This is a genomic window from Ornithinimicrobium pratense (assembly GCF_008843165.1).
Lineage (GTDB): Bacteria > Actinomycetota > Actinomycetes > Actinomycetales > Dermatophilaceae > Ornithinicoccus > Ornithinicoccus pratensis.
Window position 1 is genome coordinate 205729 of the sequence record NZ_CP044427.1, and the last position, 13775, is coordinate 219503.

At 70.5% G+C, this 13775-nt stretch carries 16 protein-coding genes; 10 read left to right on the plus strand and 6 right to left on the minus strand.

The genetic code is table 11. The features are described 5' to 3' along the window. The first annotated feature begins 54 nt into the window (after positions 1 to 54). From FY030_RS00900 to FY030_RS00925, 6 genes are all read left to right on the plus strand, one after another. Positions 55 to 810, plus strand: a complete 756-nt coding sequence (locus FY030_RS00900; protein ID WP_238348493.1) for a response regulator transcription factor — start codon at positions 55 to 57, stop codon at positions 808 to 810. A gap of 124 nt (positions 811 to 934) precedes the next feature. After that, positions 935 to 1819 (plus strand): ABC transporter ATP-binding protein, encoded by an 885-nt coding sequence (locus FY030_RS00905; protein ID WP_158059869.1) that lies wholly within the window; start codon positions 935 to 937, stop codon positions 1817 to 1819. After that, the gene (locus FY030_RS00910; protein WP_158059870.1) at positions 1816 to 3066 is read left to right on the plus strand and encodes an ABC transporter permease; all 1251 of its coding nucleotides are present in this window, start codon (positions 1816 to 1818) and stop codon (positions 3064 to 3066) included. The genes FY030_RS00905 and FY030_RS00910 overlap by 4 nt, the downstream gene beginning before the upstream one ends. A 123-nt stretch (positions 3067 to 3189) precedes the next feature. Beyond that, entirely contained in the window at positions 3190 to 4020 is an 831-nt protein-coding gene (locus tag FY030_RS00915; RefSeq protein ID WP_158059871.1) for an HAD family hydrolase, read from the plus strand. 15 nt (positions 4021 to 4035) lie between these two features. Further along, complete coding sequence (locus tag FY030_RS00920) at positions 4036 to 4842, plus strand: RNA methyltransferase (protein ID WP_238348494.1); 807 nt, start codon at positions 4036 to 4038, stop codon at positions 4840 to 4842. Positions 4843 to 4886: 44 nt separating this feature from the next. Further along, positions 4887 to 5534 carry a VOC family protein gene (locus tag FY030_RS00925; RefSeq protein ID WP_158059872.1) on the plus strand — a complete coding sequence of 216 codons (648 nt, stop codon included), beginning with the start codon at positions 4887 to 4889 and terminating at the stop codon, positions 5532 to 5534. 49 nt (positions 5535 to 5583) lie between these two features. Here the strand turns inward: FY030_RS00925 and FY030_RS00930 are convergent, their stop codons facing one another. The 3 genes from FY030_RS00930 to FY030_RS00940 all read right to left on the minus strand — a co-directional run bounded on the left by FY030_RS00930 (position 5584) and on the right by FY030_RS00940 (position 8544). Continuing rightward, entirely contained in the window at positions 5584 to 7833 is a 2250-nt protein-coding gene (locus FY030_RS00930) for a heavy metal translocating P-type ATPase (RefSeq protein WP_158059873.1), read from the minus strand. An 84-nt stretch (positions 7834 to 7917) separates the two neighbouring features. Continuing rightward, positions 7918 to 8196 (minus strand): heavy-metal-associated domain-containing protein, encoded by a 279-nt coding sequence (locus FY030_RS00935; protein WP_158059874.1) that lies wholly within the window; start codon positions 8194 to 8196, stop codon positions 7918 to 7920. A 66-nt stretch (positions 8197 to 8262) separates the two neighbouring features. Further along, positions 8263 to 8544, minus strand: coding sequence for a metal-sensitive transcriptional regulator (locus tag FY030_RS00940; protein WP_158062561.1), 282 nt, complete (start codon positions 8542 to 8544; stop codon positions 8263 to 8265). Positions 8545 to 8724: 180 nt separating this feature from the next. Here FY030_RS00940 and FY030_RS00945 point away from each other — a divergent pair, with 180 nt between their 5' ends. Both FY030_RS00945 and FY030_RS00950 read left to right on the plus strand, forming a co-directional pair. Further along, entirely contained in the window at positions 8725 to 8919 is a 195-nt protein-coding gene (locus FY030_RS00945) for a helix-turn-helix transcriptional regulator (protein WP_158059875.1), read from the plus strand. After that, a complete protein-coding gene (locus FY030_RS00950; protein WP_158059876.1) occupies positions 8906 to 9334 on the plus strand; it encodes a hypothetical protein in 429 nt (142 codons plus the stop codon). Before FY030_RS00945 ends, FY030_RS00950 begins: the two co-directional genes overlap by 14 nt. 173 nt (positions 9335 to 9507) lie before the next feature. Here FY030_RS00950 and purB read toward each other — a convergent pair whose 3' ends face one another. From purB to galE, 3 genes are read right to left on the minus strand one after another with little or no spacing between them, the layout of a single operon-like run. Then, the gene (gene purB, locus FY030_RS00955) at positions 9508 to 10974 is read right to left on the minus strand and encodes an adenylosuccinate lyase (protein ID WP_158059877.1); all 1467 of its coding nucleotides are present in this window, start codon (positions 10972 to 10974) and stop codon (positions 9508 to 9510) included. A gap of 19 nt (positions 10975 to 10993) precedes the next feature. Continuing rightward, positions 10994 to 11338 (minus strand): hypothetical protein, encoded by a 345-nt coding sequence (locus FY030_RS00960; RefSeq protein ID WP_158059878.1) that lies wholly within the window; start codon positions 11336 to 11338, stop codon positions 10994 to 10996. 48 nt (positions 11339 to 11386) lie between these two features. Continuing rightward, positions 11387 to 12418, minus strand: coding sequence for a UDP-glucose 4-epimerase GalE (gene galE / locus FY030_RS00965; RefSeq protein WP_158059879.1), 1032 nt, complete (start codon positions 12416 to 12418; stop codon positions 11387 to 11389). Between the two features lie 70 nt (positions 12419 to 12488). Here galE and FY030_RS00970 point away from each other — a divergent pair, with 70 nt between their 5' ends. Beyond that, positions 12489 to 12875, plus strand: coding sequence for a BlaI/MecI/CopY family transcriptional regulator (locus FY030_RS00970; protein WP_158059880.1), 387 nt, complete (start codon positions 12489 to 12491; stop codon positions 12873 to 12875). Between the two features lie 3 nt (positions 12876 to 12878). Then, positions 12879 to 13772: a M56 family metallopeptidase gene (locus FY030_RS00975; protein WP_158059881.1), complete on the plus strand. Its 894-nt coding sequence runs from the start codon at positions 12879 to 12881 to the stop codon at positions 13770 to 13772. Positions 13773 to 13775: the final 3 nt, after the last annotated feature.

Below are 13775 nucleotides of genomic sequence, written 5' to 3' on the forward strand. Positions count from 1 at the left end.
AACGCTGCCGAGGCCGCCCACCACTGAGCCAGCCGAGCCACCGAGGGGACATCCGTGACGATCCGCGTGCTGCTGGTGGACGACCAGCCGCTGCTGCTGCAGGGCTTTGCGATGATCCTGTCCACCGAGGACGACATCCAGGTCGTGGGTCAGGTCACCGACGGTGCACAGGCGGTCGAGGCGGTCCCCAAGCTGACCCCCGACGTGGTGCTCATGGACGTGCAGATGCCAGTCCTCGACGGCATCGAAGCTACCCGCCAGATCGCCAGCGCCTCCACGGACGTCAAGATCATCATCCTGACCACCTTTGACCGTGACGACTACCTCTTCGACGCGCTCACCGCCGGCGCCAGCGGCTTCCTGCTGAAGAACGCCGACGCCGACGACATTGTCGACGCCATCCGCACGGTGGCACAGGGGCACGCGCTGCTGGCTCCCGAGGTGACCCGACGGGTGATCGGTGCGATGACGGCGGGAGGCTCCGGCAGCGCCACTGTCTCTGGCCGGAGCAGCACCACGGCACCTGGCCCGGTGAGCCCTTCAGCAGCCCTCAGCGACGGACGCGGAGCACCTGCCCCGCCCGCCGCCGACCGCACCGCCGAACCGCTGCCCCAGCTCACCAGCCGCGAGCGAGAGGTGCTCGTCCTGGTCGCCAAAGGGCTGTCCAACGCCGAGATCGCCCAGCAGGTTTTCGTCAGCGAGGCCACGATCAAGACCCACGTCTCCAACATCCTGGCCAAGTTGGGCGTGCGGGACCGGGTCCAGGCCGTGGTCAGCGCCTACGACTCCGGGCTGGTCCGGCCCGCCTGAGCACCTCCTTCTCCGCCCCAGGGGGGAGACGGAATCTCCCGCCTGTAGCCGATGTGCGGCATACCCCCACTCACTAGCGTGGTGGCACGGTCGAGATCCGGCCGCTACGACGAAGGGGAGAACCGTGCTCGAACTGCAGGGCCTGACCAGGCGCTACGGCGACGTCACCGCAGTCGACGACGTCAGCTTCACCGTCCCCGCTGGGGCCATGGTGGGCTTCGTTGGCGGCAACGGTGCCGGCAAGACCACCACCATGCGGATGACCATGGGCGTGCTCGCCCCGACCTCCGGCCAGGTCCTGTGGGGCGGGCGCCCGGCCGGTCGCGCCGAGCGCAGCCGGTTCGGTTACATGCCCGAGGAGCGGGGGCTCTACCCCAAGCAGCCGGTCCTGGCCCAGCTCACCTACCTTGGCCAGCTGCACGGTATGACGCGTGCCGCCGCCCAGGACCGCTCCCAGGAACTGCTCACCCGTTTCGGTCTGGGAGAGCGGCTGACCAGCAAGGTCGAGGAGCTGTCCCTGGGCAACCAGCAGCGCGCGCAAATCATCGCCTCCGTGCTCGGCGACCCGCTGCTGCTGGTCCTGGACGAGCCCTTCAGCGGCCTGGACCCGGCCGCGGTGGACCAGATGAGCGAGTTGCTGCGCGAGCACACCGCGGCCGGGGTCCCCGTCCTCTTCAGCTCCCATCAGCTGGAACTCGTCGACCGGCTCTGCGACTCGATCGTCGTGCTCAACGCCGGCCGCGTTGTCGCCCAGGGCACCTCGGCCGACCTGCGCAGCGGCGCCCCGCTGCGCTACCGGCTCACCATGACTGGCGACACCGGCTGGGTCCGGGGCCGGCCGGGCATCGAGATCGTCGACCTGGACGGCCCCAGCGTCCTGCTGGCGCCGGTGGACGAGCAGGCCGCCGAGCAGCTGCTCAGCGAGGCCGTCGCCCGCGGCGGCGTCCGCGAGTTCAGCCGAGTCATCCCGACCCTGTCCGAGATCTACCGAGAGGTGGCTATCGCATGAGCACCGTGACCGACCCCCGCAACACGCCCCCCGCCAGCCAGGCCTCCGGGCAGGAGGGCACCACCGCGAGCGCCACACGGTCCCCGTGGACCCTGGTGCTGCAGCGCGAGATCGCCGTCAAGCTCAAGGACCGCAGTTTCATCTGGGGCACCGTCCTGACCCTGGTCTTCCTCATCGCCGCACTCGTGCTGCCGTCCTTCTTCGGCGGCGGCGCGGCCAGCTACCAGGTCGCGGTCACCGGCCAGCCCGCCGCGGCCGTCGTCGAGCAGGCGGAGACCACCCTGCAGGCCGAGGACGAGGAGGCCAGCCTGACCGCCGAGACGGTCGCGGACCGTGCGGCTGCCGAGCAGGCGGTCCGTGACGGCGACGTCGACGCCGCCCTGGTGGGTGAGCCCGGCGCGTGGGAGCTGCTGTCCGACGGGGCGCCCTCACTGGGCCTCGATAGCGTCCTGTCCGACGCGGTCCGGACCCAGGCACTCACCGAGCGGGCCGAGGCGGCCGGCCTGAGCGTCGAAGACCTCACTGCCGGTTCGGTCCTGATCCCGGTGGACCTGTCGGAGTCCGAGGACGGGATGCCAGGGTTCATGCAGTTCATCCTCGGCTTCGTCTTCGCCATCCTCTTCTACATGGCCGCCCTCACCTTCGGGCTGCAGATCGCCAACAGCGTTGTGGAGGAGAAGCAGTCGCGGATTGTGGAGATCCTGGCCGCGATGATCCCGGTCCGCCAGCTGCTGCTCGGCAAGGTCCTGGGCAACACCATCCTGGCCTTCGGGCAGATCGCCCTCATCGTGGTCGTCGCCCTGGTGGCCATGCCGCTCACCGGGTTCGACGTGGCGCTGCCAGGCATCGCCGAGGCGTTGCTGTGGTACCTGCCGTTCTTCGTCCTGGGCTTCCTCGCCTTGGCCTGCATCTGGGCGGCCGCGGGGGCGCTGGCCTCACGCACCGAGGACGTGCAGTCCACCTCGATGCCGCTGACCATGTTCCTGGTCGTGATCTTCATCCTTGCTCTGAACTCCTCGGGCACGCTGCGAGAGGTCCTGTCCTTCGTCCCCGTCGCCTCCACCTTCGTGATGCCCATGCGGATCGTCGAGGGCGACACTGCCCTCTGGGAGCCGCTGCTGGCGCTGGCCCTCGTCGCGCTCTTCTGCGCGGGGTCGATCTGGCTCGGGGCGAAGCTCTACGAGCGGGCGCTGCTCCACACGCAGGGCGCTCTGACCTGGCGTGGCGCGCTAGGCCGCAAGGACTGACCCGACCCGTCGGTATGCCGCGCGCGTCACGACAGCGGTAGAGCGACTTACCCCGTCCGCACGACGCCCCGCCGGTCACCGGCGGGGCGTCGTCGTCGATCGCGGGTCGTTAGTGTTGCCAGGGTGACCAGCACCCACGCGGCCCAGCCGCTTCTCATCGCCCTCGACATCGACGGGACGATCCTGCACCACGACGGGCACCTGGCCCCGCGGGTGGCCGACGCAATCCGGGCTCTGGAGTCCGTGCCCCAGGTGACCGTGGTGATCGCCACCGGCCGCTCGCTCGAAGCGACCCTGCCGGTGATGGACGCGCTGGGGCTGTGTACCCAGGGACGAGCGGCCGTGTGCTCCAACGGGGCGGTGACCCTCGAGATCGACGAAGACACGCAGGAGGGTTACCGGCTCGTCGACGTGGTCACCTTCGACCCGGGCCCGGCGATCGAGCTGGTCCGGCGCGAGATGCCGCAGGCGCTCATCGCGGTGGAGGATGTGGGCGTCGGCTTCAAGGTGAGCATGAACTTCCCCCATGGGGAGCTGTGGGGCCAGGAGACGGTGGTGCCTCTGGAGGAGCTCGCCGCCAAGCCGGTGACCCGGGTGACCTTCCGCGACCCCTACGCCACTTCGGAGGAGTTCAGCCGGCTGGTGGAGCGCATCGGTCTGCACGGCGTCTCCTACGCGGTCGGTTACAGCGCCTGGCTGGACCTGGCGCCCGAAGGGGTGAGCAAGGCCTCCGGCCTGGAGCTGGTCCGTCGTTCGCTCGGCATCCAGCCGCACCGGACCGTCGCCGTCGGGGACCAGCGCAACGACGTGGAGATGCTGCAGTGGGCGGCGCTGGGGGTGGCAATGGGGCAGGCGCCGCCGGAGGTGGTCGCAGCTGCGGACGAGCAGACCGCGACCGTGGAGGAGGACGGCCTGGCGGTTGTCCTTGACCGCGTGCTCGCCGAGTGGGTCTGACGGAGAAAGCGCGTCGTGCCCGCACCCTTGACCATCACCTCCCCGGCTAACCCGCGGCTCAAGACCCTGCTGGCCCTGCGCCGGCGTAGGACGCGGGAGCAGGAGCGCCGGACGCTCGTGGAGGGGTATGAGGAGCTGGGGCTGGCCATGGACGCGGGCGTGGTCCCGGCCGAGCTGTACATCTGTCCCGAGCTGATGGGGGAGCAGGCGCGCACCGGAGGCCTGGTGCAGAAGGCCGGGGAGCTTGGCGTCGACCTGGTGCAGCTCTCGCGCGCAGCCTTCGAAAAGGTGGCCTACCGGGAAGGGCCGGACGGTTTCCTCGCGGTCGTCGGCACGGTCGACCGACGGTGCGCCGACCTGGACCTGCCGCAGGACCCGCTCATCCTGGTCTGCGAGGGGGTGGAGAAGCCGGGCAACCTGGGAGCGATGCTGCGCACCGCGGACGCCGCGGGGGTGGACGCCGTGGTCGCCGCGGACCCGGTCACCGACTGGGGCAACCCCAACACCGTCCGGGCCTCCAAGGGCACCGTGTTCTCCGTCCCGGTAGCCAGCGACACCTCCGCGGTGACCGTGGACTGGCTGCGAGCACACGGCATACCCCTCGTGGCGGCGACCCCGGACACGGGCACGACGCACACCCAGGTGGACTACCGCGGCCCTGTCGCGATCGCGGTCGGGGCGGAGAAGACGGGGCTGACCGAGGCGATGGTCGCCGTGGCCCAGCACCGGGTGCGGATCCCGATGGTGGGCCGGGCGAACTCGCTCAACGTCGCCACCAGCGCCGCGATCATCGTGTATGAGGCGGTCCGCCAGCGCGGGTGAGGGGCCATGTCTGCGCGCCCGCAGCGGTGTGTCACGATGACGGCATGCGTATCGACCACGTCAGTTATGCCGCAGGCCCCGAGGGTCTGCAGGCGACGGCGGAGCGCCTGGGGGAGCTGCTCGACGTCACCCCGTGCGACGGCGGGGTGCACCCCCGGTTCGGCACCCGCAACATCATCCTGCCCCTCGCTGAGCGGCGTTACCTGGAGGTGGTGGAGGTGCTCGACCACCCCTCCTCCGACAAGATGCCCTTCGGTCAGGCGGTGCGGGCGCGGTCCGCACGCGGTGGCGGCTGGATGGCCTGGGTTGTCGCGGTCGACGACCTCGCCCCAGTGGAGCAGCGTCTCGGCCGCGCCGCGGTCGAGGGCAACCGCCACACCCCCCAGGGCGTGGACCTGCGTTGGCACCAGATCGGCGTCAAGAACGTCATCGACAATGGCAACCAGCCCTTCTTCGTGCGCTGGGACTGCCCTCCGGAGGACCACCCCTCGCAGCTGGGGACCTCCACGGTCCGGCTGAAGGGCCTGACGATCGGCGGCGACGTCGACCAGGTCCGGGACTGGCTGGGGATCAGCGACGCGCCCGCGGGTGCCTTCGAGAGCCAAATCGAGTTCGGCTTCGTCGAGGACGACGAGCACCCCTGCCTATTCCACGTGACCTTCACCACCGACCGGGGTGACGTGGAGATCTGAGCCTCGCGCTCAACCCTTATCGCTCACAGCTCTGCTCGCGAACGCATGCTCAGCGACGTGCGTACCCCTTCAGCCGCAGGCTGTTGAGCACGACCAAGACGCTGGACAGCGCCATGGCGGCCCCCGCGATGAGCGGGGTGAGCAGGCCGAGCGCGGCGAGCGGGATCGCCAGGGTGTTGTAGCCGAAGGCCCACACCAAGTTCTCCTTGATGATCCGCAGGGTCTTGCGGGACAGTCCGATCGCGTCGGCGACCGTGTCCACGTCCGAGCGCATGAGCACGATGTCCGCGGACTCGGCGGCCACGTCCGTGCCTGATCCCATCGCCATACCCAGGTCGGCCTGGGCGAGGGCAGCCGCGTCGTTGACACCGTCGCCGACCATCGCCACCACCCGGCCCTGCTCCTGCAGGGCCACAACGTGCTCGAACTTGTCCTGGGGCAGCACGCCGGCGTCGACGTTGGCGGCGTCGATCCCGACCACCTGGGCGACGCGACGGGCGGTGTGCTCGTTGTCGCCGGTCAGCAGGTAGGGCGTCAGACCCAGTTCCTTGAGCCGGCTGACGGCCGAGGCGCTGCTGGGGCGCGGGGTGTCCGCGACGGTGATCGCGGCGCGGGCCACCCCGTCCCAGCCGACGAGCACCGTGGTGCCGGTCCCGGCGGCCAGGACCTGGGCCAGTGCCTCGGGCACCTGCTCGAAGAGGTCCGGCTTGCCGACGGTGACCGCGGTGTCCTTGATGCGGGCACGGGCGCCCTGCCCGGGGAGGTTGACGAAGTCGGTGATCGGGGAGGGGTGGACGCCGCGCTCGCGAGCCCCCTCGACGATCGCGCGGGCCACCGGGTGCTCGCTGCCGGTCTCGACGCTGGCCGCGGCTTTCAACGCTGCGTCGGCCGGCAGGGTGCCGACCGGGACGACCTCGGTGAGCACGGGCTCGCCGGTGGTGAGCGTGCCGGTCTTGTCCAGGACGACCGTGTCGACGAGGCGGGTGGACTCCAGGATCTGCGGGCCCTTGATGAGGATGCCCAGCTCAGCTCCCCGTCCGGTGCCGGTGAGCAGGGCGGTCGGCGTGGCCAGCCCCAGAGCGCAGGGGCAGGCGATGATCAGCACGGCCACCGCCGGCATCAGTGAGCGGGCCACGTCGCCGCCGGAGACCACGAGCCAGACCGCGAAGGTCAGCAGCGCCACCACGAGCACGACGGGTACGAAGACCGCCGAAATCCGGTCGGCGAGCCGTTGGATCGGGGCCTTGCCGGTCTGGGCCTGCTCCACCAGGGCGGTGATCCGGGCCAGGGTCGTCTCGTTGCCCACCCGCACGGCTTCGACGATCAGCCGGCCGTGGCCGTTGACCGTCGCCCCGACCACGTCCTCCCCGGGGGCTACCTCGACCGGCATCGACTCACCGGTCACCATCGAGGCGTCGATCGTGCTGGTGCCGTCGACGATGCGGCCGTCGGTCGCGACCTTCTCCCCGGGCCGGACCACGAACCGGTCCCCCACGGCCAGCTCCTCCACCGGGATCCGGTGCTCGCTCCAGGCGCCGCTGCCGGTCTCGTGCCGCAGCACGGCGACCTCCTTGGCTCCCAGCTGCATTAGCGAGGTCAGCGCCGAGCGGCCCTGAGCCTTGGCCCGGGCCTCGATGTAGCGACCGATCAGGAGGAAGGCGATCACGACCGCGGCCACCTCGAAGTACATATCGTGGCTGAACCCGGTGAACAGGGCCACGACCGACCACCCCATCGCGGCCGTGGTGCCGACCGAGACCAGGGTGTCCATGGTTGAGGCGAGGTGGCGCGCGTTGATCGCCGCGGCCCGGTGGAAGGGCCAACCGGCCCAGAAGTAGACCGGCAGCGTGAGCAGGAACTGCAGCCAGTGTCCGGCCGTGCCCAGCGCGTCCCGGACCGGAGGGACCATGTGCAGCAGGAAGACCACGAAGGCCAGCACGCTGGCCACGATCATCCGCAGCCGCAGCGAGTCCCGGTCCACCACGTCGTGCGTCATGGCCGGGGCCAGACCGCCGCGCTCCTCCTGCACGGGCGAGGCGCCATACCCGGTCTTCTCGACCGTGGTGACGATGTCGGCCACCGACAGGTCGGCCGGGAAGTCGACGCTCGCCTTCTCCGTGGCCAGGTTGACGCTGGCCTGCACCCCGTCCAGCTTGTTCAGCTTGCGCTCGATCCGGGCCGAGCAGGACGCGCAGGTCATGCCGGTGATGTCGAGGTCGATGTGCTGAAGGCCGGCAGATGCCACCGGCCCGCCCGCGGCGGAGCGGTCGTGCCGGGCGGTGCTGGTGCTGCTGCTCATGCTTCTCTCTTCCACAGAACACGCGTGAGGCCCCAACGGTGACACGCGAACGTCTCGACGGGGTGGGCCAGGTGCGGGGCTCGGTCAGATGGTGGCGGTGTAGCCCGCTTCCTCGACGGCGGCCCGGGCCGCCTCGAGGTCGAGCGGACCATCGGAGTCGACGAAGACGTCGGTGTCGCCGCCGGCGACCAGATTGTCGATCCGGACCTCGAGGACGCTGGGGACCTCCTTGAGCTCCTCGGTCACCGCGGAGGTGCAGTGGCCGCAGGTCATGCCACTGACGACGACCTTCGTGGTCTGGACCTGGCCGGTCTCCTCGGCCTGCTCGACGGCGGGGGGGTCGCTGTGCTGCTGCTCGGTCATGCTCTCTCCTTGGATGGTGGTGGGTATGCCGTGCGCCGGCCCGTGGGACGGGTCAGGCCGGGGGGCTCAGCTGCGGACGAGCCGGGCGATGGCGTCGGCGGCCTCGCGGACCTTGACATCCTTGGCCTCCTGAGACTCGGCCGCGGCATCGACCACGCAGTGGCCGATGTGGTCCTCCAGCAGTCCCAGGCTCACTGCCTGCAACGCCTTGGTCACCGCGCTCACCTGGGTGAGGACCTCGATGCAGTACGTGTCCTCCTCGACCATGCGGGCGATGCCGCGGACCTGTCCCTCGACACGGCGCAGCCGCTTGAGGTAGTCGTCCTTGGTCCCGGTGTACCCGCGCACAGACATAGGACCAGGATACCCCCTTGGGGTATAAGCGACAAGTCGGGCGGGCTGCGCAGGCCGGCCAGAAAAGCGGATTGAGTCAAGGTCCCTTGACATGGCCGCGTGAAGTCAAGTAGGTTTGACATGTCAAGGTCGCTTGTCGCCCAAGCAACCGTCCCGACGACCACAGGAGGGTCGATGCGCAACGAGGTCAGGAGGCTCCGGCTGGCCGCGGGCCTGTCGCAGCGGGAGCTCGGCGAGCAGCTGTCCGTCTCGCGGCAGACGATCAACTCGATCGAGACCGAGAAGTACGACCCGTCCCTTCCGCTGGCCATCGTCATCGCCCGCCACTTCAACACCACCGTCGAGGAGATCTTCCATGTGGACCCGTGAGCTCACCGCCCGGCAGAAGACCGGCACCCTGTTGAGCGTCTTGATCCTGCTTGTCGTCGTCGTCGGGGTCGGCCTGCTACTACGCGAGCACGGCCCAGGCAACATGGGCACGGGCTTCCTGCAGGGCGCCGCGGTGGGCCTGGTGGCTTTCGCCGTGGTGCTCTGGCGGGTCTCTCGCGCACCGGACAAGGCGTCCTCCTTCGAGCGTGCCTTCACCTCTTCCGGCGACGAGCGCGACGACGATTTGCTGACCCGCGCCCTGGCGGTCCTGGGCCTGGCCGCCTTCCCGCTCACGGGCGCCGCAGCGGTCGCGATCGGGCTGGGGGCCGAGGTGGCGATGGTCATGTTCTTCCTGCTCATCGCCCAGCTGGCGGTGGGTGTGGTCGCGTATGTGGTGATCGCCCGGCGCAGCTGACCGGACGGACCTGTGTCCGCCGTCGGATCTGTGGCGGCAGCACCCGTGCTGGCCGACCCGGCCACCGCAATGGTCGGCACCTGGGCCTCGTCGAGGATCCCCGCCAGGAGCTGCCTGGCGCAGTCATCGGCCTCGCGCAGCAGCCCTGCGTCCTCCCAGACGAGGGCCGTCCCTCACGAACCCTGGACGGGTGCCGAGTCTTGCGTCCGGGGGCCGGCAGGGAGGTGTTCCACCAGCACAGGGGCGATCCCAACGTAGGAGGCGGGTGTGAGGGCGGCCAGGCGCGCCTCCTCCTCCGCGGGCAGACCCAGCCCTTGGACGAACTCGACCAGCTCCGCCTGGCCGATCCGCCGTCCCCGCGTCAGCTCCTTGAGCCGCTCGTAGGGGTTGGCCATGCCCTCCACGCCCCGTGCGGCCAGCGCCCGCATCACCGACTGGATCGGCTCGGCCAGCACTTCCCAGTTCGTGTCGAGGTCGGCCGCCATCGCCGCGGGCACCGCGTCCAGCCCGGCCAGACCACGGGAGGCGTTGTCGACGGCCAGCAGGCTGTGCCCTAGCGCGGTGCCGATGTTGCGCTGCATGGAGGAGTCGGTGAGGTCGCGCTGCAGCCGGCTGGTGACCAGGGTCGAGGCGAGCACGTCCAGCAGGGCGTTGGACACCTCCAGGTTGGCCTCGGCGTTCTCGAAGCGGATCGGGTTGACCTTGTGCGGCATCGTCGAGGAGCCGACGGTGCCCTGACCCCGGACCTGGGCGAAGTAGCCCATCGAGATGTAGGTCCACACGTCGGTGCACAGGTTGTGCAGAATCCGGTTGAACCGGGCGATGTCGCCGTAGAGCTCGGCCTGCCAGTCGTGGCTCTCGATCTGGGTGGTGAGCGGGTTCCAGGTCAGCCCGAGCCCTTCCACGAACGATCGGCTGACCTGCTGCCAGTCCGCTCCCGGCACTGCTACCGCGTGCGCGCCGAAGGTGCCGGTGGCGCCGTTGAACTTGCCCAGGTAGGCCGTGCTGCCCACCCGGTCCAGCTGCCGGGTCAGTCGCCAGGCCAGCACGGCCAGCTCCTTGCCCATGGTCGTCGGCGTCGCCGGTTGTCCGTGGGTGTGCGCCAGCAGCGGCACCTCGGCGAGGTCGCGCGCCATCCCCGTGAGCTGGTCGACCAGAGCCCGCGCACGCGGCAACCAGACCTGCTCGACCGCGCCGCGCACCATCAGGGCGTAGGAGGTGTTGTTGATGTCTTCGCTGGTGCAGGCGAAGTGGACGAGCTCGCCCAGCGTGGCCGCGCGCTGCTCCCCGACAATCCCGAGGAGGCGTCGGCGCACGTAGTACTCGACCGCCTTGACGTCGTGCACCGTCTCGGCCTCGATCTGCCCGAGCTCCTCGATCGCGGCGGCGTCGAAGCGGGTCACCAGCTCACGCAGGCGGGCCTGCTCCTCCTCCGCGAGGTGGTCGGCCCCGGGGATGACGTCCTGGGTGACCAGGTGAATCAGCCACTCGACCTCGACGTGCAGCCGGGCCCGGTTGAGCGCGGCCTCGGAGAGGTGGTCCACCAGGGGGACCACGGCGCCCCGGTAGCGACCGTCCAGGGCACCCAGCGCGATGGGTGGGGAAAGCTCGGCGAGAGGGGTGCGGGCAGCAGGCAGCATGCCCGTATTCTCGCAGGCCCTAGTGCCGCTTCTTCTTCGCGTCGGGGTCGACCTCGTCGGCGTCCACGAAGGTGTCGGTCACCCGGTCGCGCCGCTCGCGGGCCTCCCGGGTGGCGTCCTCCGCCTGAGCGTAGAGCTCGTCCGCCTTCTTCTGCGCGTCGCGGGCCTGCGTCTGCAGGTGGGCGGCCCGCTCCTCAGCGCTTGCCGCGATGCCCTCGCCCTGCTGGGCCCGGGTGCGCAGGGTGGCTGCCTCGTTGCGGGCGGCCTCCAGACGCTTCCTGCGGGCGATGAGGGCCCACACGATCAGGGCGGCGAGCACGACGACCGCGAGGATGATCCACCAGATCGGGTCGATGTCGGCCATGCAGGCGAACCTAGCCGATCCCCGGGCCCTGCGCCCTGCGAGCGGACCTCAGGCGGGATAGCCCTCGGGGTTGGACTGCTGCCAGCGCCAGGTGTCGGCGCACATATCCTCGACCGTCCGCGTCGCTCTCCAGCCCAACTCCGCCTCCGCGCGGGAGGGGTCGGCGTAGGAGCTGGCGATGTCGCCTGGGCGCCGGCCCACGATCTCGTAGGGGATCGGTCGGCCGCTGGCCTGCTCGAAGGCGGCGACCAGCTCCAGCACCGAGGTGCCTCGCCCAGTGCCCAGGTTCCACACCGACAGCGGCTCGTCCTGCGCGCGCAGGTGGTCCAGGGCGGACAGGTGGCCGGCGGCCAGGTCTTCGACGTGGATGTAGTCGCGCACCCCGGTGCCGTCCACGGTGTTGTAGTCGTCGCCGAAGACCGACAGCTTCTCCCGCCGGCCGACCGCGACCTGGGCGAGGTAGGGCATCAGGTTGTTGGGGACATCCGCCGGGTCCTCACCGATCCGGCCGCTGGGGTGGGCGCCGACCGGGTTGAAGTAGCGCAGGAGTGCCACGCGCAGGCCGGGGTGGGCGATGACGGCGTCCCGCAGGATCTGCTCGTTCATCACCTTGGTCCACCCATACGGGTTCGTGGCCGACACCGGCAGGTCCTCGGTCATCGGGACGGGGGCGTCCGCGCCGTAGACGGTCGCTGAGGAGGAGAAGACCAGGTCCGGTATGCCGTGCCGCACCATCGCCTCAGCGACCGCCAGCGTGGCGCCGAGGTTGTTGCGGTAGTAGGCCAGCGGGTGGGCGACCGAGTCGCCCACCGCCTTGAACGCCGCGAAATGGATGACCGCGTCGACCGGCACACCTTCCCGCTCCTGTTCGGTCAGCAGGGCGTCCAGCTGCTCGGCGTCGGCAACATCGAAGGCGCGGTTCGGGATGGGCCCCCCCGCCAGCTCGGCGAGCCGGTCCAGCACGCTACGGCGGCTGTTGGAGAAGTCGTCGACGATGAGCACCTGATGCCCCGCGGCGACCAGCTGAAGGACGGTGTGGGAGCCGATGTAACCGGCTCCGCCGGTGACGAGGACGTGCATGGACACGATCCTGCCAGAACACCGCCCGGACGTCTGTCCTGACTACGACACGGTGCAGTAGAATAAGAAGATGCCCCTTCGCTCAACCTCCCTTGGCGACCTTGAGCGCGCCGTCATGGATGCCCTCTGGTCCCACGGACCGGATCTGTCCGTGCGGGACGTCATGGACCAGCTGCTGGCGGCCGGCAACAAGGAACTGGCCTACACCACCGTGATGACCGTGCTGGACCGGCTGGCCAAGAAGGGCTTGACCGACCGGACGCGTGATGGTCGGGCGTGGCGCTACACCGCCGCGGCAAGCCGTGAGGAGCTGGCTGCCACCGCACTGCGCTCCGCCTTCGACACCGTGCAGGCGGACCGCCGTGTCGCGATGCTGCACTTCCTGGACGACGCCTCCCCGGCCGAGCTCGATGACCTGCGAGCCGCTCTCGCCGAGGTCGAGCAGCGTCACGGCTGACCCGTGGCGGGAGCCCTCGTCACGGTAGCGCTCATCGTGAGCGCGCTGCTGCTCACCCTGGTGGTGCCGCGGACCCTGGCCCACTGGCGGCCGCAGCGCTACGACCCCGCCCGGGCCCTGCTGCTGTGGCAGTCCGTCTCGATCTCCGGGGTGGTGTGCGCGCTGCTGGCTGCGCCGGTCGCCGCACTCAGCCGGGGTCTGGGGCATCCGCTCCTGCTCGGCCTGGCGATCTCGGTCTCCGCGGTCATGCTTGCCCGGGTCCTGTGGTCCGGCCACCGCGTCGGCACCGACCTGCGTCGGCTGCGCGCCGAGCACCGGGCCCTGGTGGACCTGCTGGGGGAGCGTATGGAGGGCCTCGAGGGTGGCGCCGTGCCCGACCCCGTCCGGATCCTGGCACACCCCGCACCCACTGCCTTCTGCCTGCCGGGCAAGGGTGACCGGATCGTCCTCAGCCGCACCACGATCGAGCGGATGGGCCCGGTGGAGCTGCGCGCGGTGCTGGCCCATGAGCAGGCCCACCTGGACCACCGCCACGACCTGCTCCTGGAGCTGTTCACCGTGCTGCACGAGGCGGTCCCCGCCCCGGTCCGGGCGCAGGCCGCCATGCTTGAGGTGCGCCTGCTCGTCGAGGTGTTGGCCGACCACCGCGCCGCCGCCCGCGCCTCAGCCCCGGCACTGGCACGGGCTCTGGTGGCGATGGCGGCCCCTCACCCACTCGGCCCCCGCCAAGCCTCCCGCGAGCACGCCCTGAGTGCCGCGACCACGCAGGTCGGGACCCGCCTGCAGCTGCTCGCCGCACCACCCCCCACCCGCCGGTTGCGCGCCACCCTCACCGGGGGGACGGTCGCGGTGCTGGGCCTCCCGGTGACGCTGGTGCTGCTGCTGTGGTGGGTCTGAGGG

Bases quoted from the DNA above. Each gene is read 5' to 3' on its own strand.
- FY030_RS00910 (WP_158059870.1), top strand. From the start codon at position 1,816: ATGAGCACCGTGACCGACCCCCGCAACACGCCCCCCGCCAGCCAGGCC.
- FY030_RS00925 (WP_158059872.1), top strand. From the start codon at position 4,887: ATGCGTATCGACCACGTCAGTTATGCCGCAGGCCCCGAGGGTCTGCAG.
- FY030_RS00930 (WP_158059873.1), bottom strand. From the start codon at position 7,833: ATGAGCAGCAGCACCAGCACCGCCCGGCACGACCGCTCCGCCGCGGGC.
- FY030_RS00935 (WP_158059874.1), bottom strand. From the start codon at position 8,196: ATGACCGAGCAGCAGCACAGCGACCCCCCCGCCGTCGAGCAGGCCGAG.
- FY030_RS00945 (WP_158059875.1), top strand. From the start codon at position 8,725: ATGCGCAACGAGGTCAGGAGGCTCCGGCTGGCCGCGGGCCTGTCGCAG.
- FY030_RS00950 (WP_158059876.1), top strand. From the start codon at position 8,906: ATGTGGACCCGTGAGCTCACCGCCCGGCAGAAGACCGGCACCCTGTTG.
- purB (WP_158059877.1), bottom strand. From the start codon at position 10,974: ATGCTGCCTGCTGCCCGCACCCCTCTCGCCGAGCTTTCCCCACCCATC.
- FY030_RS00960 (WP_158059878.1), bottom strand. From the start codon at position 11,338: ATGGCCGACATCGACCCGATCTGGTGGATCATCCTCGCGGTCGTCGTG.
- galE (WP_158059879.1), bottom strand. From the start codon at position 12,418: ATGCACGTCCTCGTCACCGGCGGAGCCGGTTACATCGGCTCCCACACC.
- FY030_RS00970 (WP_158059880.1), top strand. From the start codon at position 12,489: ATGCCCCTTCGCTCAACCTCCCTTGGCGACCTTGAGCGCGCCGTCATG.